The 20,330-nt window shown below is 33.8% G+C and carries 20 protein-coding genes; 13 read left to right on the top strand and 7 right to left on the bottom strand.

Annotated features, from left to right (window positions below; translation table 11 throughout):
- Positions 1-7: 7 nt before the first annotated feature.
- The 3 genes from RBR53_03305 (at position 8) to RBR53_03295 (ending at position 3,577) form a co-directional block, all read left to right on the top strand.
- Positions 8-2,194 carry a tetratricopeptide repeat protein gene (locus tag RBR53_03305; protein MDY0131674.1) on the top strand — a complete coding sequence of 729 codons (2,187 nt, stop codon included), beginning with the start codon at positions 8-10 and terminating at the stop codon, positions 2,192-2,194.
- Positions 2,195-2,367: 173 nt separating this feature from the next.
- Positions 2,368-2,922 carry a hypothetical protein gene (locus tag RBR53_03300; GenBank protein MDY0131673.1) on the top strand — a complete coding sequence of 185 codons (555 nt, stop codon included), beginning with the start codon at positions 2,368-2,370 and terminating at the stop codon, positions 2,920-2,922.
- Positions 2,923-2,926: 4 nt separating this feature from the next.
- Entirely contained in the window at positions 2,927-3,577 is a 651-nt protein-coding gene (locus tag RBR53_03295) for a CAAX prenyl protease-related protein (GenBank protein MDY0131672.1), read from the top strand.
- Here RBR53_03295 and RBR53_03290 read toward each other — a convergent pair.
- Together RBR53_03290 and RBR53_03285 are read right to left on the bottom strand one after the other, a co-directional pair.
- On the bottom strand, positions 3,559-5,121 hold the full coding sequence (locus RBR53_03290) for an AAA family ATPase (GenBank protein ID MDY0131671.1): 1,563 nt from the start codon (positions 5,119-5,121) through the stop codon (positions 3,559-3,561). The two genes, RBR53_03295 and RBR53_03290, sit on opposite strands and share 19 nt — an antisense overlap.
- Positions 5,122-5,129: 8 nt before the next feature.
- Entirely contained in the window at positions 5,130-6,266 is a 1,137-nt protein-coding gene (locus RBR53_03285) for a hypothetical protein (GenBank protein MDY0131670.1), read from the bottom strand.
- A gap of 503 nt (positions 6,267-6,769) precedes the next feature.
- Between RBR53_03285 and RBR53_03280 the strand changes: the two genes are divergently transcribed.
- The 9 genes from RBR53_03280 to RBR53_03240 all read left to right on the top strand — a co-directional run bounded on the left by RBR53_03280 (position 6,770) and on the right by RBR53_03240 (position 15,571).
- On the top strand, positions 6,770-7,102 hold the full coding sequence (locus RBR53_03280) for a hypothetical protein (protein ID MDY0131669.1): 333 nt from the start codon (positions 6,770-6,772) through the stop codon (positions 7,100-7,102).
- A gap of 92 nt (positions 7,103-7,194) precedes the next feature.
- Positions 7,195-7,869 carry a PEP-CTERM sorting domain-containing protein gene (locus RBR53_03275; protein MDY0131668.1) on the top strand — a complete coding sequence of 225 codons (675 nt, stop codon included), beginning with the start codon at positions 7,195-7,197 and terminating at the stop codon, positions 7,867-7,869.
- 120 nt (positions 7,870-7,989) lie between these two features.
- On the top strand, positions 7,990-9,009 hold the full coding sequence (galE, locus tag RBR53_03270; GenBank protein MDY0131667.1) for a UDP-glucose 4-epimerase GalE: 1,020 nt from the start codon (positions 7,990-7,992) through the stop codon (positions 9,007-9,009).
- 2 nt (positions 9,010-9,011) lie between these two features.
- The gene (locus tag RBR53_03265) at positions 9,012-9,371 is read left to right on the top strand and encodes a stress response translation initiation inhibitor YciH (protein MDY0131666.1); all 360 of its coding nucleotides are present in this window, start codon (positions 9,012-9,014) and stop codon (positions 9,369-9,371) included.
- A 267-nt stretch (positions 9,372-9,638) separates the two neighbouring features.
- The gene (locus RBR53_03260) at positions 9,639-9,956 is read left to right on the top strand and encodes a hypothetical protein (protein ID MDY0131665.1); all 318 of its coding nucleotides are present in this window, start codon (positions 9,639-9,641) and stop codon (positions 9,954-9,956) included.
- Positions 9,957-10,173: 217 nt separating this feature from the next.
- Positions 10,174-12,315, top strand: a complete 2,142-nt coding sequence (locus tag RBR53_03255; GenBank protein ID MDY0131664.1) for a sigma 54-interacting transcriptional regulator — start codon at positions 10,174-10,176, stop codon at positions 12,313-12,315.
- 464 nt (positions 12,316-12,779) lie between these two features.
- Complete coding sequence (locus RBR53_03250; protein ID MDY0131663.1) at positions 12,780-13,502, top strand: DUF6125 family protein; 723 nt, start codon at positions 12,780-12,782, stop codon at positions 13,500-13,502.
- Positions 13,503-13,535: 33 nt separating this feature from the next.
- On the top strand, positions 13,536-14,804 hold the full coding sequence (locus RBR53_03245) for an acetyl-CoA C-acetyltransferase (protein ID MDY0131662.1): 1,269 nt from the start codon (positions 13,536-13,538) through the stop codon (positions 14,802-14,804).
- Positions 14,805-15,124: 320 nt separating this feature from the next.
- On the top strand, positions 15,125-15,571 hold the full coding sequence (locus tag RBR53_03240; protein MDY0131661.1) for a transcriptional repressor: 447 nt from the start codon (positions 15,125-15,127) through the stop codon (positions 15,569-15,571).
- Between the two features lie 33 nt (positions 15,572-15,604).
- Here RBR53_03240 and RBR53_03235 read toward each other — a convergent pair whose 3' ends face one another.
- The 5 genes from RBR53_03235 to RBR53_03215 form a co-directional block, all read right to left on the bottom strand.
- Entirely contained in the window at positions 15,605-16,333 is a 729-nt protein-coding gene (locus tag RBR53_03235) for a nuclear transport factor 2 family protein (protein MDY0131660.1), read from the bottom strand.
- A gap of 277 nt (positions 16,334-16,610) precedes the next feature.
- Positions 16,611-16,994 (bottom strand): multidrug efflux SMR transporter, encoded by a 384-nt coding sequence (locus tag RBR53_03230; protein MDY0131659.1) that lies wholly within the window; start codon positions 16,992-16,994, stop codon positions 16,611-16,613.
- Between the two features lie 99 nt (positions 16,995-17,093).
- Positions 17,094-18,245 (bottom strand): hypothetical protein, encoded by a 1,152-nt coding sequence (locus tag RBR53_03225; GenBank protein MDY0131658.1) that lies wholly within the window; start codon positions 18,243-18,245, stop codon positions 17,094-17,096.
- Between the two features lie 675 nt (positions 18,246-18,920).
- On the bottom strand, positions 18,921-19,355 hold the full coding sequence (locus tag RBR53_03220; protein ID MDY0131657.1) for a MarR family winged helix-turn-helix transcriptional regulator: 435 nt from the start codon (positions 19,353-19,355) through the stop codon (positions 18,921-18,923).
- Between the two features lie 77 nt (positions 19,356-19,432).
- On the bottom strand, positions 19,433-19,876 hold the full coding sequence (locus RBR53_03215) for a hotdog fold domain-containing protein (protein ID MDY0131656.1): 444 nt from the start codon (positions 19,874-19,876) through the stop codon (positions 19,433-19,435).
- 198 nt (positions 19,877-20,074) lie between these two features.
- Here RBR53_03215 and RBR53_03210 point away from each other — a divergent pair, with 198 nt between their 5' ends.
- Positions 20,075-20,317, top strand: coding sequence for a type II toxin-antitoxin system Phd/YefM family antitoxin (locus RBR53_03210; protein MDY0131655.1), 243 nt, complete (start codon positions 20,075-20,077; stop codon positions 20,315-20,317).
- Positions 20,318-20,330 lie beyond the last annotated feature (13 nt).

The raw sequence follows: 20,330 nt of genomic DNA, 5'->3' as shown, positions 1-20,330 counted from the left end.
TGAAAGTTTGTATTTTGAAGATAAAGGTGATCAGGCTTTTGAAAATCAGCTTTATTATGATGCTATTGCCTGTTGGAACAGAGGCTACCATAAGAATCCGGACAATGCCTCCCTTCTTTATAAAGCAGGAAAAGCCTTTTTAAAGCTTGGAGATATGGATAAAGCCCTTGAATACTTTATCCGGTCAGATCAACAAAATCCGAATCAATATGAAATAAAAAAAGATATAATAAGACTATACATTATAAAAGGGGAAATAAAGAAGGCAGATAAACTCCTTAAAGAAATTTCTTCTTTTGCGGCTGGGGATTTAGATTATTATTTTTTATCAGGAGATATTTACCTTGTTTCAGGTATGGCTGAAAAAGCTTGTGAAATGTATAAACAAGCTGTTTTATTATCAAATGGAAGTGCAAAGGCTTTTATCAAACTTTCCATGGGGCTTGTTGAAACAAAAAACTTAGATGAGGCAGAAAAATATATTTCAAAAATTATAAAAAACTATATTTTAACACCTCAAGAGAATTTGCTTTTATCAGATTATTATTTTGTTAAGGGCGATTTTGAGCTGGCAGAAAAAAATATTTTGGAAGCTGTTTTTTCTGATAAGTCAAACCTTGGATTTAAAAGCCATCTTTGCAGTTTTTATTTTAAAACAAATCAGTTTGAAAAAGTTTCTGAAGTTCTTAGTCAATATGTAAAGGAGTATCCGGATAATCTTGAATTTAAAATTTTTCTTGCAGATGCATTTATTAGTCTTAAAGAACTTGATAAAGCTGAGCCGCTGATTGAAGAAATACGTCTTTTATCCAAAGATTTAGCTGATTACAATTTGATCATGGGTAAATACTGGCTTTGTAAAGGTAGAAGTTCCTATGCTGTTTTATATTTAAAAGACGCATGTAAAAAAAAATCTTATCTTGTTAATACAAATTTTCTTCTTGGCACTGCTTATTTTGCAGGAGGTCAGTTCAAGCTGGCTGAAAATAGCCTTACAAAAGCTCTTACCCTTTCTCCAAATCATCAGGACTCGCTTTATTTGATGGCTTTGCTTCATTATAAACTTAAAGAAATTGAACTTTCCTTGAAATATCTTGAAAAGATTGGCGAGTTAGATTTTTTTAATCCCAAATACAGTATTTTAAAAGGTCTTTGTTTTTTTGAGAAAAAAGATTTTGAAAAGGCATCAGATTTGTTTTTTCAGGCCTTTGAAATTGAAAGAGAACTATCTTCAGGTTTTTTTCTTGGTAGAGCTAGAGAAGCTTTAAAAGATTATGATTCTGCAATTTCTATATATAAGACTGTTTTAGAAGAAAACGGGTTTGTTGAAGAAGTTTTTTTTCAGTATATCTCACTTCTTATAAAGACAGAAAAACAAAAGGCTGCATCAGAGGAGCTGGATAAAAATATTTCTTTGGTAAATAAAAATCCTGTAACCAATTATATTTTTGCCTGTTTTGCCATAAAACTAAATAACACTAAAAAAGCCAAGTTTTTTTTGAAAACGGCAATTGATCAAGGTTTTGCCTTTGAGGGAACTTATCTTAAACTTGCTTCTATATATAAAGATTTAGGTAATTTAAAAGAAACAGAAAAAATTCTTCTGGAAGGTCTGAAAAAATTTCCTAGCTCTAAAGAATGTATTCTTGAGCTAGGAGATTATTACTATAAGACAAACTCTTTTGAAAAAGCAGTTTTGATTTATGAAAAAGGATTGAAACTTACCCAGAATTCTTCTGTTTTAATGAGTAATTATGCCTGGGTTCTTGCAATTTCAGAAAAAGAGCTTGATATTGCCCTTGATTATGCAAGAAAAGCTTATGAGCTTGATTCAGAAAAGGCATTTATCTGTGATACCCTTGGCTATATTTATTATTTAAAAGGTGCATATTCCCAGAGTCTGTGGATGTTTGAAAAAGCCGAACTTCTTTCCCCTGAAAATCCAATTTTAAAATATCATCTTGGGCTTGTGTGCTTTAAGCTTGGGCAATTATCAAAAGCAAAAGAAAATTTTGAACTTGCCCTTAAATTAGGTGTGAAAAGTGAAATTAAAAAAGAAATTGAAGTAATTTTAAACGGGCTTGGAGCAAAAACAAAAACAATTGAATATTTAGAATCTCCCGAAGTCAATATTTTGAATTTTCCTGAAAAACTTGTAGATGATACAGATATTTTGACTCCTCAGTGGGATTAGAAAAATTGATTTAGTTTTCCGGTTTATCCTGTTTTATTTATCTTCAGGGACAAAAGAAGTATTTTGTTGTTTTTTTTAGGCAATGAATATAGTCTTTATTTTAATTTTTAGCTTAAGCAAGCAAGACAGTGTAAATTTGGCAACCAAAGCTGTATAAATTCAGGAGGATCCTAATGTCAGGAAAAAAAATATTAAAAAACGGAATCTGGATAAAAGAGCAAAATGGTATATTGACCATGGGATTGGTAGATGATGATGAATTTGAAGTGGAGATAGGAGAAAAAACTTCATTACAGCTTTTTGCCTTAGAGCTTGAACTTCAGGATGCTCTCTATGGCAAGAATAGGATAAAGTTCAATCCAACAAATGTTAATTTTGAAAAACTTATCCAATCCCTTGTGAAAGAACCTGATTTCAAGGATAAGGAGATCTCGGCTCATTTTGCAGGAAAGGTTGTGATAAAAGCTGATTACGATCTTCTTTTTGAAGTGTTTAAATCACTTCTTCAAAAATCTTTTAATGGCGAAGGCAATGGGAAAGTGTATATAAACGCTTCGGTTGCAGACGACAGCTTATGTGTTCTTTATCGGGATGAGGTTTTATCCAGAAAGCTGGAAAGTGTTGATGAGATAAAAAAGATGGTTGAAAAAAATCTTAATGGAAGCATAAAAGTTAACGATTCGGTAAAAATTCCATATATAGACATAACCATACCTGAAAAAAAATAGTCTTATGGATAAAAGAATATTAAAAGATTATCTTCCCTATATTATTCCTTTTTTGGTTTTTGCCGGACTAACTTATATTCTCCCCCTGACAGGGGCTGATGATATTTTTATCTATCCTGCCAAAACATTAATTGTTTTCCTGGTGTTGTTTTATTTTTGGAAAAAAATAAAAGAAGAAATAAAGTTCCAAGTCGATTTTGTTGCGATTGGAGCAGGGGTTTTTGTATTTCTGGTTTGGGTGGGCCTTGAAGGATTCTATCCTTTAATTGGAAATGATGATTATCTAAATCCTTTTGAGCTTAGTAATAAAAAATTTGAGATTTATTTGTGGATATCTATTCGTTTTCTTGGTGGATGTCTTGCTGTTCCAATAATTGAGGAATTGTTTTGGAGATCTTTTGCCCTTAGGTTTTTGATTGATCCTGATATTAAAAAGATTCCTGTGGCTTCTTTTTCCTGGTTTTCGTTTATAATGGTCTCAGTTGCTTTCGGATTTGAGCATTATAGGTGGCTTCCCGGGATAATAGCAGGCGTTGTTTATGCCCTTTTATACTATAGAACTAAAAATTTATTTTCTCCTGTAATTTCGCATTCTGTAACTAATTTTTTGCTCGGAGTTTATGTTCTTGGCACAGGTCAGTTTGGATTTTGGTAAATAAAAATTTCAACTCTTCTGTTCATTTTTCTTCCCCAGGGTGTTGAATTTTTTTCCAAAGGTTTTTTATCCCCCATTGCTTTTATCTCAATTCTTTCAGGATTTACACCACTTCCTATAAGATAGCCTTTTATCATATTTGCCCTAAACTCAGAAAGTTTCATATTATATTGACTATATCCTGTGGAATCAGTGTGTCCTGAAACTAAAGCTTTTGAATTGGGGTATTTTTTAAGTTCCTCGGCACATTCTTGAAATTTTGAGAATTCTGAGTCTTCAAAATAATTGGTATTGTTTTTGAATCTTAAAGTAAAAGTTTTTTCTTCAAATGGGGGTAGTTTGGGTAAAACCTCTTTTTGTTCAAGTAGTTCTTCTTTGTCTTCCTGGGTTTTGACAAGTTCTTTTTCAGGTTCCTCAATGTTTTCTTTAAGTGGCAAGCTATTATCTAATTCATTGATTATAATTGGTTCTGTTTCAAGAGGAGCTGTTTTCTCAAGATTTGAATCATTGGTTGTTTCAATTTCTGAAAGAACTTTTATTTCTTTGTCTTTTTCCAGAACTTTGCTTTGGATATTGGTGTTTAGAATTGGTTTGGGAAAAAAGCCTTTTAATGAGTCCATGTTTAAAGAGCCAAAGAAAATTAAACTAAAAAAGATTAAAACAGCTGATAAAAAAACAAATTTTTTAAAACCAGGTGAGGTCTGAAATTTTAATTTAAAGGTTTTGCCTGTTGGAGATTCCCTTGGAAGACTTAATTCTTTTATACACTCAGCTGCAATTTTTTTGGTTATTATTGTTTTATCCTTTACAAAGCCTGACAAAAGACAATGATCGCAGATAATGTTTATTCTTCTTGGAAATCCTCCTGAGCTGGAATGAATTTTTTTTATGGCAGAATTTGAGAAAATATCGTGAGTTACACCGGCGAATTTGAGCCTGTAATTAATATATTTTTTTGTTTCCTTCCGGTTAAAAGGCTTAATATTGTAGTTAAGGGAAATTCTTTGTCTTACAGCACGGTTTTCTTCTTTAAGAAGAGTTTCATTAAACTCAGGCTGCCCAATGAAAAAAATATTTAAAATATCTGTTTCACCCCTGTCCATATTGGATAAAAGTCTTATTTGTTCAATGAGTTCATGGGATAAAAGTTGAGCCTCATCAATTATTAGGAGTATTTTTTTGTTTGCCTGAGATGCCTTTAAAAGAAACCTTTTAAATATTATTAAAAAATCAGACTTTGATTTTATTTCGACTTTGATTTTTAAACAAAAAGCAATGTAATTATAAAAGTCAAGCGATTCAAAATTTGGGTCGGAAATATATGCATAAATTACGTTTCCAGGAAGGCTTTCTGTAAGTGCATTTATAAGCGTTGTTTTCCCTGTTCCCACATCTCCTGTTAAAAGGAGAAAGCCCATATTGTTCAAGATTCCGTATCTTAAAGTGGCAAGGGCTTCTTTGTGTTTTTCTCCCAGCCATAAAAATGAAGGATCTGTTTTTGTTTCAAAGGGTTTTTTGTTTAATTTGTAAAATGATTTGTACATAGTTTTTTCTATAAATTGTGGAGGTAATCCATGTCTTTATTTTGGGTGTTTTTAGTGCCTATCAGAATCACTTTTATTTTATTGCCCTTGCTTTTACTGAAGTAAATACGACCATTATAACCAAATATCACCTCAAAAGATGAGCTTTTACTTCTTTTCCCGGAAAATACTTTTCTTTTTATAATAACCTTTTCAGGATCATTGTTTAAAAGATGAATAAGCTCTTCAGCCTTTATTTGAAGCTCTTCTTCAAGTTCGATAAAGCCATTATATGCCTTTTTTGTCATTATTACGTTCTTATATAGGGTTTCAAATCTTTTGGAAAGGAAATCAAAATCTTTTTTTCTGTGAATTATATTTCTTTTTTTTTCAAGTTCTTCAAGTTTTATTTTGAGCTCTTCAATTTCCAGCTCTTTTTTGTCTTGTGAATCATTGAAAGACTTTAGTTTTTCTTCCAGGGAAATTATTTCATCAAGCATTTCTTCTTCACTTGATCTTGTTTCCCTGTATTTTTCATTTAGACTGTTAATTTTTTCAGCAAGGCTTCTTTTTTCAGTTTCAAGTGTTGATAATTCGGTTTTATATTTTTCTTCTTCCTTTTCAAGTCTTTTTATACGTTCAAGCTTTTCCTTTTCATATTCGCCTGCATTTTTAAAAGCTTTGATGTATTGAAATAAAAAAAAGGAAAAAGCCAAGGTAAAATAAATTAATGCACTGGCAAACTTAAGACCTTCTGAAAGATTACATTTAACTAATGTTTCAATCCCTTTTTCAAGTATTTCAAAGTTTTCTTTTGCAGTTTTTGAAGCGTTTATCTTAAAGTTTTGGTCAATATTGCTTCCTGGAAGGTGGAGTGTAGGGTAAATAATTTTACCGGATTTATCGATTACAGATATTTCAATGTTTACAAGTTTTTTTTTCAAAAAAAAATCTTTTTGCTTGAATTGACTTATGTTTTTTTCAACAGCTTTTTCAAGAGTAATTTGTCCTTCATAAATTTCACTGGAATTAAAAAGAAGAATATCTTCGATTTTTTCTTCATAACCTGATTTGAAATATCTGGTTGCACCATAAATTGTTGTTACATAGAAAAGAGGCGGAAGTAGAAAGCATAAAATCACAGTTTTTAGAGGTAAAAATTTCATTTTAATGCCTTTAAATTTCATGTTGTTATGAATACACTTAATTTGTCAGTCTCAGGGTTGGTATCATCAGACAAACTTTTATTGTTATCTGAGTATCTCATGGTTTAAGAAATATTGTTAAATATCATTTTTAATTCTGATTTAAAAGAATCTAATAAGATATTTTTAATCACGATTGATTAAAGCTGTGTTTTTGCTTTCTTTTCAAGGAAAAAGATAGATTAACAGCAAAGATTTTTAAGTGTTTTAATAGTTAAATTTATAGCTTGATTTAAGAAGGGGTAAAAAAGATAAGTTTTAATCTAGCCAGGTAATCGCATTAAAATTGACATTGGTTAAGCTAAAATATAAAGTAAATTATTTCAACCTTAATTGAGTGCTTTTATCTTTAAAAATACAAGCCCTGTGAGTCTTAGGTTCAGGTTGAATTTACACAAAATAGGCCTGAAAAACAGACAGGCTTGAGGCACTGCTGAAAATTTTATAATTTAAGGAGTAAAAAAATGCAAGAAGATAACAACAGGGTGGATGAAAGATATGACTGTCAGCTTCCTGTCAAAGTCTGTTCAAACAAGGAGCCTGATAATTACCATTACGGATTTGCTTATAACTATAGCAAGGGAGGAATCCATATAAAAACGGATAAAAAATTAAATCCGGATAGTTATTATTGTATTGAAATAATTGATTATGGCAGTGAGGAGAAATATTTTAAGAAGCATCAAACCCTTGACTCAAGGTTGAGGTGGTCAAAGCGGGCTGAAACCTGTTCTAAATCGGAAAGCGGATATTCTTATGGATATGGTTTTGAATATTTATCCCCTATTGTTTGTTAGGTTTTTAATTTGATGTTGATTTGAACTTGATTGGTGTTTTGGGTTGATATATTGATTTGTTTAAATTTTAATTTAAAAAAGGTGTTTTTATTATGGAAGGTAATTTTATGAAAAAGTTTAAAGTCTTTTTATTTAGTTTTTTGTTTTTATTTTTATGTGTTTCAGTTGCAAATTCAAATTCTTATACTTTTGTTATGGGTGGTGATTCTCGTATTGATACGTCAGCTACCAGGGATGCTTTGTTTTTATATGGAAATATTGACGAATATCTTCCAGGCAGTTCTTTTACTTTAAATGAGGGCGAGTCTGAAAGATTCAAGCTTGGAGTAATAGGAACACACGAAAAAAAAGTTAACAGGGATGACAGGCAAATTCGCTCTATAGAAGCTTTTCTTGATTTTGACAGCCCAGAGCTTACACAGTCTTTTTTAGCTAATTCTTTTGGGTTTAAGAAATATGGCTTTTTGGGGATTGGTGGAAGTAAGGGATGGGAAATAACCTGGGAAGAGGTTTTACCCATAGCTTTTGGAAATGGGGGTCTTTTTTCTCTTCAGCTTGAAGATTTGGTTTTTGATACTGGCTTGGGTTTCTGGAATCGTATTGACAAAGAACTACCTCTTTATGCAAAATTAACTCTTGATAAGGCACCTGTTGTTAGTGAACTTGGTCTTTTTGCTGATCCTGTGCCAGAGCCTTCAACCATGGTTTTGTTTGGATTAGGACTTTTAGGGTTTGGAATGGTTGTAAGAAAAAAGTTCAGTAAATAATTAAAAATCAAATTAAGAAATTAAAATATTAAGGCTTTTGGAGTTTACCAAAAGCCTTTTTTTATTTATAAGTTACGAATTGTGTTTCATATTTTTTAATCTAAAAAGTCAGGTGATTTAATGGGTAAAATTCTTGTTACAGGCGGAGCCGGCTATATAGGAAGCCATACTTGTGTTGAACTTTTAAATTCAGGCTATGAAGTTGTAATTTTGGATAATCTGGAAAATTCCAGCGAAAAGTCAATTAAAAAAGTTGAGCAGATTACCAATAAAAATCTCGATTTTATTCGCGGAGATGTAAGAGACGAAAAAATTCTAAGTAAAGTTTTTGAAAACGAAAATATTAATTCTATAATTCATTTTGCAGGGTATAAGGCTGTGGGTGAATCTGTAGAATTTCCCCTTAAATATTATGAAAATAATGTATCAGGAACAATTGTGCTTTTAGAAAAAATGAAAGAATTTAATGTTAAAAACATTGTTTTTAGTTCATCTGCTACTGTTTACGGAGATCCCCATGAAGTACCCATTAAAGAGAGCTTTCCTTTAAAACCTTCCAACCCTTATGGAAAAACAAAAAGAATGGTTGAAATGATTTTAGAAGATCTTTATGAATCTGACAAATCGTGGAATATAGGTCTTTTAAGATATTTCAATCCTGTGGGGGCCCATGAAAGCGGTCTTATAGGTGAAGATCCAAGGGGAGTTCCCAATAATCTTACTCCTTATATTACCCAGGTTGCTGTGGGAAAATTAAAAAAACTTTCAGTGTTTGGAGATGATTATCCAACCAAAGACGGTACAGGAGTAAGGGATTATATTCATGTAAAAGACCTTGCTTCGGGTCATCTGAAAGCAATAGAAAAAATAAGCGAAAACCCGGGCCTTTTTGCTGTAAACTTAGGTACAGGAAAAGGATTTTCTGTTCTTGAGGTTTTAAAAGCATTTGAAAAAGCCTGCAAAAAAGAAATTCCATTTTCCATAGAGTCAAGAAGGCCCGGAGATATTGCCAGGTGCTATGCTGATACAAGTCTTGCCAGGGAGTTTTTAAACTGGGAAGCAAAGTATGGAATAGAAGAAATGGCAGAAGACGCCTGGAAATGGCAGAAAAACAATCCTGATGGATATGGAAAAGATTGATTATGAGTCTTGTTTATTCTACAGAGCATGGAAAAATCTGTCCCAGATGTCAAAAACCCGAGTCTGAATGCAGCTGTAATAAAAAGAAAAAAAAGCGGGAAGATGAACTCAATATAATCAATGACGGCATAATAAGGCTTTTAAGGCAGACAAAGGGAAGGAAAGGAAAAGGGGTCACCCTTGTTTTGGGTTTTGATAAAAACGAAGGCGAACTTAAGGAAATAGCAAAAGTTCTAAAGCAGAAGGTTGGCTCTGGGGGAACAGTAAAAAATCAGATCATTGAAATCCAGACAGATAACAGGGGTGTATTGAAAAAAGAGCTTGAATTGATGGGCTTTAAGGTTAAAATTTCAGGAGGTTGAAAAATACCTTATATTATAGTTAAATTGTGTCCGGCAGAAATTTGGATACAAAAACAGCTTTCATAAAAAACAGCTTATAAATCAGTTAAAAATATAGGGTGTTTAACTGGTTTTGTTTCAGTATCATTTAAGGAAATTGACAAGATAGATTGGAAAAATCAAGTTTATTTACCAAAGACTGAAGAAAAAAAGAGATTTTGATTTAAAAGCCTTGCTATAAAATGTAATTTTTATTGAATTCATTTATCTTATAGAAAGGAAAAAATTATGAAAAAAATAATAATTTTAGTTTTGTTTTGTTCTTTACTTTTTTTACCCCGGGCATTTGCAGGGTTTAATTGTATCACCCATGAAAAAGGCGTTAAAATAGTCTGGTTTGGAGAAAAAGGATATTTAAAATTTACCAGGGTAACCAGTCTGACTTCGGATTTTAAGGTTGTTGTTTATTCTGAAAACAAATCTAAAGTTTTGTTTTCAGGCTTTCCCTTTGTAAACCAAAAAATTGCGGTCCCAAAAGGTTTAAAAGAAGTTGAACTTAAAATATTTTCTGGCCAGGGCGAGGTTTGTTATTCAAGAAGTAATTGATACTAAAGCTGTTCTTTTAGGTTTTCCCAATTCTTGTTCACCTTATTTTTAAACAGAATGATTTGGTTTTTATCCTGTTCTTATTCCATCTTTATTTTTTATACATTGTTTTTTGTAAAAAAACCGGATTAATCTTAAACAAAACAGAGTTTGGTGTAAAAAACTTGTTTTTTATGAAGAGTTTGAAAACCAGATAAAACAATATTAAGAGGTTTTAATGTCAAATTTCTATAGTAGTTTTTTAATCCCTTTATCAAGTTGTTTTAATATTGCTACAACCAGCAAAAGCCTTGTTGAATTTCTATCTTCATTTTTTGAAATCAGTGATTTATCTTTTTATGACATTGCTGTTTTAAGCGAGAGTCAGGAAGTAAAATATTTAAAAAATCCAAAATTTTCAAATGTCCAGGCAGAAGAAAAAATAAAAATCCTTGTTGATTATTTTAGTTTACAAAAAAAAACTTGTTTAAATTATTTTAAAATTGAAAATTCAAGGTTGGATTTTGTTCTTTATTTTGTTGTTGAATCCCCAGTCCCTCTTGAAACTGCTGAAAAGGAATTTGCTGCTGAATTTTTAGATAAAATTTCTGAATTTTATTTTGAAATAAACTCTGGAATTTACAATCATGAAAAATTTAAAAAACTTGTTTCTGATGAAGAAATGTACAAATGTGTTTTTGAATATACAGGAACAGGAACAATTATAATTAATTATGAGATGTGTATCCTTTATGCAAACCAGAAATTTTGTGAGCTCACAGGTTTTTCCAAGGAGGAGCTTGAAAATAAAATGGAATGGTCAGCTTTTGTTTACAAAGATGACGTTGGAAAAATGCAGAGCTATCATTACGGGAGACGAAAAAATAAAAAAAATATTCCTGAAGAGTATGAGTGCAGGGTGATAGATAAAGATGGTGATCTGAAATATATTTATATGAGAGTAGGGATGATTCCCGGCACTGACAAGAGTATTGCTTCATTCATGGATATAACAAACAGAAGAGAAGCTGAAATGAAACTAAAGGAGAACAGATCTCAGCTTTCGGTTATTGTTGAAAATTTTGACGGACTTATTTACATAGTTAACGAAGATTATGAAATTGAATTTATGAATAAAGCCCTTGAAAAAAGGGGTAACACCGGTGCTCCGGGAAAATGTTTTAATTTCCTTCACGGGTTTGAATCTCCCTGTCCCTGGTGCAAGATCTCACAATCTTTAAGTGGTGAGACAGTAAAAGATGAAATTTTTAGCCCTTATGACAATAGATGGTACTCTTGTGTAACATCTCCTCTTTTAACTCCTTTTGACAAAAATTCCAGGGTTCAAACAATTCTTATTGACATCACTAAAAGAAAGCAAAACGAAGCCCTGTTAAAAGAAAACGCTGAAAATCTTAAAAATGAGAATATAAAGTTAAAGTCTTCGATTCGGGAAAGATATAAGCTGGGAAATATTATTGGTAAAAGCTTAAAAATGCAGAAGGTTTATGAGCTTATTTTAAAAGCTGCGGAATCAAATGCCCATGTAATCATCTATGGAGAGTCAGGTACTGGAAAAGAGCTTGTTGCAGAAGAGATTCACAGGCTGAGCAAAAGAAACAAAAACGATTTTGTTCCGGTAAACTGTGGTGCAATTTCAGAGCAACTGATTGAAAGTGAATTTTTCGGTTATAAAAAAGGTGCTTTTACTGGAGCTGATTCAGATAAAAAAGGGTTTTTGGATTTAGCAGATAAGGGAACTCTTTTTCTCGATGAAATTGGAGAAATCGGCCTTAACATGCAGGTTAAACTTTTGCGTGTAATTGATGGTTCTGGTTTTATCCCTGTTGGAGCAACAAAAGTCAGAAATCCTGACTTAAGAATTGTTGCTGCAACAAACAGAAGTCTGAAGGATCTTGTAAAGGAAAGGCATATGAGGGAAGATTTTTTTTACAGAATTCATGTTATTCCCATAAAACTTCCCCCGCTTAGGGAAAGAATGGATGATCTTCCTCTTTTGGTAGATCATTTTCTTTCTTCATTAAAGCAGGAAGACGAACTTGTAATTCCAGGCCGTATCTTGGATTCTTTTCATAAATATGAATGGCCCGGAAATATACGGGAGCTTCAGAACATGATAAGTAGATATGCTGCTATTGGAGAAGCTGGAATTCTTAAAAGTTTTGAGACCGGCGACAGTGAGATGTCTGAAAAAATTGATTTTTCTAAAAATCTTCAGGGTATGGTAGGTGATTTTGAGCAGAAGGTTATTTTGAAAGCTCTTGAACAAAACCGATGGCAGAAAATAAAAACAGCCAAGTTTCTTGGTATCCATAGAAAAACCCTTTTTGAAAAAATAAAAAAGTATGGAATAGAGTAGTTTGGGGTCTGTTTCTTATTTTTTGTAACCTTTTAGTTACAACCGTCTTTGTCGTCGCCAATTCCAGCCTGGAACACTTTTTTAAAGCAAGTTTATGTAACTTGATTGTTACATAAACTTGCTTTCTTTGTTCTTCGCTTTTTAGCTTAAAACCCTTTATTATCTAATGTTTGCCTTTATTTGCCTTGGAAGGCATGGTTTGTGGCACAGATCCTGCAACCTTTATATCTAGTGATTAAAAACGTAGAACACCATAGGGGCAGGCGGGATGTTTTATTTTGTTATGGAAAATGGTGATGAAATTTTAAATACATTTTCTTTTGATCTTGGGCAGATTGATAGAGCAAGATTCTTTATTAAAGCACCCTTTCTGTTAGTCTTGGAAAACATGGTTCAATTAAAAAGTGCGACAAGACAGTTATGATGGAAGATTCTTTTTACTGGAGAAAATAAGAGGTTATCCAATGGAAGACAAAAAAAAAGAAAGAGCAGAGTATGCTATAGATCTTATCCACAGAACCGTTATGCATCATTTTTTATGGTTTTCAGAGGTAAGACACCAAATGGGCGATGACATTGCCTATGAAACTCTTTATAGGGTATTTGACAAGAGCCTTAAAATTCAGATGAAAAAAATTGGCAAGGTTTTTGATTTTGAAATAATGGAAGGCATCCCCCTTCCTCTTCTATCCCTTGAAGAGGAAAAAATGGAAAGTCTCATTGAAGCTTTATCTTTAAACTGGATTGTAAATGACGGGGTATGGTTTCAGGATGTTGAATTTGAACATGGAATGAATGATGCAAAAAGATGCAATGATTCCTGTTGGTCAAACTTTTCACCTTTTGAGGCAAGATCAATTAAAAAGCTTTTGGAAATTCCTGAAAATTCAGGACTCAAAGGCCTTGAAAAAGCACTTGGTGCAAGACTTTATTCAAATGTAAACACTCAGTCTGTAATATGGGAAAATGATAAAAGCCTGGTTTTTCAGATGAATAAATGCTGGGTTCAGGAAAAAAGGAAGGCAAGGGGTCTTGATGATTATCCCTGTAAGTCTGCAGGTCTTGTGGAATATGCTTATTTTGCAAGGGAAATAGACAAAAGAATTAAAACCGAGTGCATAGGATGTCCACCAGATAAACACCCTGAAGACTGGTATTGTGCATGGCGATTTTATATTGAAGAATAAAAAGAAAAATAAAAAATGAAAAAGGAAAAGATAATGGAAAGAGTATGTATAGTATCTGGAGTAAGAACAGTTGTTGGAACATTTGGAGGTATTTTAAAGCCTTTTACATCAGTGGATCTTGGAAGTGCGGTGATAAAAAATGTTCTTGAAAGAGTTAAGCTTCGCCCTGATCTTGAAGAATCTGAATTTTGTCCTGTAAAACTTCAGACAAAAATAAAAAATGAAAGTTCATCTTTTGATGAGTCTTTTACTCCTATAAAAATAGATGAAGTAATTATGGGTAATGTTTTACAGGCTGCCCAGGGACAAAACCCTGCTAGACAATCAACAGTAAGAGCAGGTCTTTCCTATGAAACCAGTGCATATACTGTAAATAAGGTTTGCGGTTCAGGTCTTAAGGCTATTGCAGACGGTGCACTTTCTATAATGACAGGGAAAGCCGATGTTGTTATTGCAGGAGGGCAGGAGTCAATGTCAAACGCTCCTCTTGCTCTTCCCAAAGCGAGGTGGGGACATAGAATGGAGATTTCTGGTAAAGGAGAAATTTTTGACCTTATGGTTTATGATGGCCTCTATGAAATCTTCAACGGATATCACATGGGAATAACAGCAGAAAATATTGCTGACCTTTACTCTATTTCAAGGGAAAAGCAGGATAAACTTGCAGTGTTAAGCCATAACAGGGCAATGAAGGCAATCAAAGATAAAATTTTTGAAGAAGAGATTTTTCCAATGGTTATAAAGTCAAGAAAAGGCGACAAAATAGCCGATACGGACGAACGGCCCATGGAAACTGATATGGAAAAAATGGCAAAGCTTAGGCCTGCCTTTAAAAAAGACGGAAGTGTTACAGCTGGTAATGCCTCTGGTATAAATGACGGTGCTGCAGCTGTACTTATGATGAGTGAATCAAAAGCAAAAGAGCTTGGACTTACTCCTCTTGCATTTATAAATAATTTTGCTTCAGGCGGGCTTGATCCTGCATATATGGGGCTTGGGCCGGTTCCCGCAGTAAAAAAAGTAATGAAAATGAGTAATCTTAAAGTTTCTGATATGGATGTAATTGAGCTTAACGAGGCTTTTGCTTCCCAGGCACTTGGGTGTATGGAAGAACTTGGTATTGATCCTGAATTTCCAAACCCTTATGGCAGTGGAATTTCAATAGGTCATCCAATCGGATGCACTGGTGCAAGACAAATGGTTACAATTATCCATGAAATGCAAAGGAAAAATTATAAAAAAGGCCTTGTTTCCATGTGTATTGGCGGCGGAATGGGAATGGCCATGATAATAGAAAATTAATTATTATCGCAAAGGGTAAAAAAGTCAGTGATGATTAAAAAGAAATCTGCTTTTGCTTTAAAAAATTTAATAATTAATTCTGATTTCTTTTTAATAAAAGTCTGGATCTTTTTCAAAGTTAATTTTTCCTGAATAGGGAAAACAAGATTCAGTACTAAGGTAGAATTTGATCTCCTCCTAAGTCATGGCAATATTCCGGAATAATGGGGTATTGCCATGAACTGGTTTAATCATTTCAAATCTTGTTTAACTTGACATAAAGCCATATCAAGGCTAATTTAACCTATTAAATTTAATCTTTTAAAGGCTAGGGTATCAAAGTGAAAGAGGCAAATTCAAGATTTGAACAAATGATTGGGCTGATAAAGAATAAGGGAAATCGGCTTACCAACCAAAGAATAGCAGTGGTAAAAATTCTTTCCGCGAGCAAAGAACACCCATCTGCAGATACTATATATAAAGAAGTAAAAAAAAATTATCCTGCCACAAGTCTTGCAACTGTATATAAAACCATAAATCTTTTAAAAGAGTACAATGAAGTTATGGAAATTGGTTTTGCAGACAAGGGAAGCAGGTATGATGGCTACAATCCAAACCCCCATCCCCATTTGATTTGTGAAAAATGCGGAAAAATAAAAGATGCAAAAATAAATATTAACCTTTTTTCAAAAGAGATCGAAAAAGAAACTGGTTTTAAAATCACATCTAACCGGCTTGATTTTTACGGAGTTTGTCCTGACTGCCTCAGGCAGGATTCTAAATCTTAAATTTCACTTCTATCCTGATAAAACTGTCTTGAGCTAATCTTGTTTTTTTTTCTTATAAAGATCATAATCTGGATAATGCTTTTTTGCACAGTCCGGGCATATAGAATGGCTGAATTCCGCCTCTGAATGTTGGCTGATATATGCTTCCATTAAATGCCAGCTTTGATCATCTGACCTGATTTTTTTACAATGAGAACAAATTGGAAGTATCCCTCTTAATGTTTTTATTTCTTTTATTGCCTTTTCTAATTTTTCATTTGCATTTTTTAATGTCTTTGTTTGTTCATCAACAAGCCTTTGCAACACTTTGTTTTTATCTTCCAACTCTTTAATGGGAAAAGACTCGTTTTCCCCATGTTCTAAAGTAGGCAGGGATATATGCATGTGTTCTATCAACCATTCTTTTTCATTTTTCTTAAAAAAAATGCTGAGCCTTAAATTATTAAAGGATATTTCCTGTTTTAAAATAATTGTTTTAATGTTTATTTCGCAGGCTGTAATGCCTGTGTCTTTTGAAGGTAAATTTATATCAAGTTTTTTGATTGTGTATTGTATCTTGTTTGGAGCTTGTTTTATATCTCGAGAAAAGAATTTTTCAAGATCATTTGAGCAAGAGGTTTTTTCATCTGCCCCCGTGCCAAATCCAAAAGCTTGTGAGTTAAATAATTTTAAGGTTTTTTCCAGGTTTCTTTCTATAAAATATGTATCTAAATATCTGAGAAGAGCTTTGTGTATATCATCGTAGATCTTATTATTATTCATTTTGCAGTCTTTCATTTAAGCGTGATGTTGACCGGCATCGTGGGATGATTGATTAAACTCAGTCTCATTAATCGGTGTACGGTGTCCTGTCAAATTTCTGCTTCCAGTTCGGGTTCAATGACTGCTTATAAACCATTACCAAAAAAATTAAAAATCAATTTAGTTAAACCAGGGAAAGGTCAGATTTGTATTTGTCTATATTTGCTGGGTAGAATTATAAATTTACCATTTTTTACAGATTAATTTTCATCGGTCCATTTATAGGGACTGTTTATCCTCAATTACTCACCATCTGTAGGCCGATTACAGAAATAAGTAATGTTGAGAGAAACAGCATCCGCCAGAAAGTCACTGGCTCATTGAATAGCAAAATACCGGCGATAACTGTTCCCATGGCACCTATGGCACCCCAGACTGCGTATGCTGTGCCCACGGGAATGGGTTTTTCTCCCCCCATTGCTTTGTAGAGCAGGAACATACTTATACTTACACTAACGGCAAAAAGGCCCAGCCATAGCCAGGCTTCTTTTCCTGTGGACTGTTGTGCTTTTCCCATGCATATCGCAAATCCTGTTTCGAATAAACCACCTATGATCAATAGTGTCCAGTTTATAGTCATGGTTGAGTCGTAAAAGCCTCCAAAATATGATGGTCTGTTCAAATCCTCCGGCAACAGAGCCTGGCTGAATCTGAAAGCTCTGTTTTTAGCCTGAGGTTTGTTTGATGTTGATGTCTTTTTTTCATTTTATCAGTGCTGTGTTTAATGACGCAACACTGCTGCGACAAGAGTCTGGCCCGGGACTTCTTCCGGTGTAACAGCAAATACTGCTCCGCCTTTTAGCAAGGTCTGAATGGCCGTAGAATCCAGAAGATCCTCGTCTCCATGTTGCGGGGTGTCATTAAGGTCAACTCGATTGTTTTCTGGATCGATCCGACCCCATACCTGTTTGCCGACGGCGACAAAGAGCACTGCGATCTGCCCGTGATGTGCCGCCAAAACTGCCTCGGCAACGTCAGTTGTAGTCTGGCCAGTGCCTGCCAGTTGTTGATACCGTGCTAGACCTGCATCCCGTTCCTTGCTAAACAATGGCTCGACAATGGGCCAGGCCAGCGGGAGAAATTCTTCTGGTTTCATCTTATCGGGATTTCCAGGGATACCTTCTTCCACTAGATGCTGGTAGGTATTGACTTCTTTATAGAGCGGAAAAAGACTGTCCACGCCTGCCAGTACCAGAGGAGATCGTGTGTCTGCGAGAAGATCGACCACCGCTTTATCAAGTGTGCGAAACCATTGCTGGATATGTTTCTTTGTATCGTCGCTGGGATCATGTCCATGGAACATGGCCGCTCCGGTTCCGCCTCCTGATTGAGTGCCTGAATAAGACTGGAGTTGTTTTTTCGGAAAACCATCCAGAAAAGTTGCAGCAAGTGTTTCAGGCATATCCCCCAGGTCTATTTCATGGATCGTGTGCTGTGTCCCCTCCAGCAAGCGTAGCTTGTTCTGACTCATTGCCAGGATATGGAAGGTGCCGTCACTGCTCAGAAGCGGCAATAGGGGTTTGATATGAAAACGGTTGGTGACAACTGTCAGCTCGCTAAACTTGATGGGCAGCCTAAAGAGATGGAAGACGTCTTTTGTGAAAAACAGCACCAGCCCGTCGCTTTGATTCCTCCAGAAACCGCCGTCGTCAATCAGACGCTGGGGTTTTTTGAGAATTTCCTGCACCTCTGTTGTCCGCAGGCCTTTGGCCGTTAACCGTTCTTCAATTTCCGCCAGCAAATTTTTAAAGCGGATTGGATCCTGCTGAGTTTCCCGTCCGGCCCGATGTGTTGGCATGAAAAGGGAAACACAATGGTCAGAACGTGTTGTTAAAAGAGTTTCTTTCAATTTTTTCATAGTGATAAGATCCATAAAACAATCCTTCCTTTATGATTATTTATACCGCATTTAAATTCTTTTGCCTGAATGCTTCTAGTTCCTAAAACCTTTACCCTTGAAGAATTGAATAAAATATTTCTTGAGCAATGTATAAAACACTTAAGAATATACTATCTAAGGCAAAGATAAAACATTTTGTAATTATTGAAGCGATATTTTTATATTTTAACTGAAAAAGTATAGCCTAAGCTGATTTACAATATCTTTATTAAGAACTTTTTTCTTGTATTTCAGTAGGTTGCTCAGGTCCGACCCCGGAACACAAACAAAAGACCAGGAACTTGATTTTTTTATCCGATACTTTGAAGGTGCTGTTAAAGTTTTGGGATTTAAAAACGGTAACAAAATTTCAGGGACCGGATATGTTGAGCTTACCGGATATGCTGAGGATTTATAAATTTTAATGTTCTTTGCATTCCAAAGCAGGAGCTTTGGAACGAGTAAAATCAAACTACTTACTCCCATATTACCTTTTCACTACTTGCTCCCAAGGTCACCTTGGGAGCGTTTTTTATTTATTCACAAAGTCCTTTTTTACAATTTTATTATTTCCAATATCTATTTAACACTCTAATTTTATTACTAAAATACTACATTCCAAAGCAGGAGCTTTGGAACGAGCAAAACAAACAAAATTATATGCTTCAATCATTCATAATTTTCAATAATATAATCTAAAAATTTATGAACAGTTTCAATTTCAGTTTCATCAAAAACATCAGTTACTTTTTTATTATACCTTGAAATAAGAGGTTTTGCTTTTTTGCTTATCTGCCTGCCCTTTTCTGTAAGAAAAATATGGATTGCTCTTTTGTCTGTTTCAGAACTTTTTTTTATTATAAGTTCATTTTTAATCATCCGCTCAACTAAAGTAGTTGTTGCGGATTTATTTTGAAAAAGCACCCTGCTCAAATCCTTGAAAAGGCATCCGTCATTTTTGGAAATATAAAAAAGAGCTGCAATCTGATTAACAGAAACTCCAAGTTCTTCAACTGTTTCCCTGTCAATGTGCTTCATTAAAAGACGCTGGGATATGGTTAATTTATAAAAAATTCTTTTATCAATTATAGTTTTTTTTGACATTTTAAACTGCCTTTAAAAAATTTCCCTTAAATATAGTACAGATATAAACAATACCTGTACTATACATAAAAAGGCAATTATTTTTTTGGACTTACATTCATTGTTATTTCAGCTGAAAATACTATTTTTCCATTTTCATCATAGGTTGTTACAGGAACTTTAATTTCACCTGTCTTTTCCCAGTCAATTTTTGTGCCGTCTGCAATTGTTTTTAAATCTGTTTTTGCCTTTGCATGGTATTTTACTGTCATCTCAACAGGAATCCATCTGTTTGTTTCGGGTATTGAAGCCTCTGTCATTGTTCCTGCGGCAAGCTCTGCTGCATTGCACATTGCAATGGCATGAACAGTTCCAAGATGATTGTGAACTTTTTTGGAATTTGGAAGCAAAACCTCTGCATATCCAGGTTTTAACTCAACAAACATCGGGTCTATTGTACCAAAATAAGGTGCAAATTCAGTAAGCATTTTTGTAAAGGCTTCATTTCCTGAAGTTTTGAAAAGTTCTAAAGTTGCATTCATTTTTTCCTCCTGATTTTTTTAATTTAAAATAGTACACATGTTTACTATTTAGTTTATACATGTACTATTTGTCAAATAAAATTTTCACGGATGAAAAAGCAAAAAATAACAACTCTTTAAAAAAACAAAACACTCCATTTGTATTGCCTTGACATTGCGTACGACAAACCGTATTTTAAAAGAAAAAAGAGGTGTAAAATGACAATAATGACAGTTACAGAAGCAAGAAAAAAATTATACAGATTAATTGATGAAACTTCTGAAAATCATGAACCAATAACCATAACCGGCAAAAGAGGAAATGCGGTTCTAATTTCAGAAAGCGACTGGAAAGCTATAAAAGAAACAATGTATCTTGTTAATATTCCGGGAATGCGTGAGTCTATAATAAAAGGATTTAAGACTCCTGTTGAAGAATGTGCTGAGGACCTTGACTGGTGACATGGAAATTGGT

The organism is Desulforegulaceae bacterium, from assembly GCA_034006035.1.
Lineage (GTDB): Bacteria > Desulfobacterota > Desulfobacteria > Desulfobacterales > JACKCP01 > JACKCP01.
The sequence above is the reverse complement of the archived record's forward strand: the minus strand, read 5'-3'. Positions and strand labels throughout refer to the sequence as shown.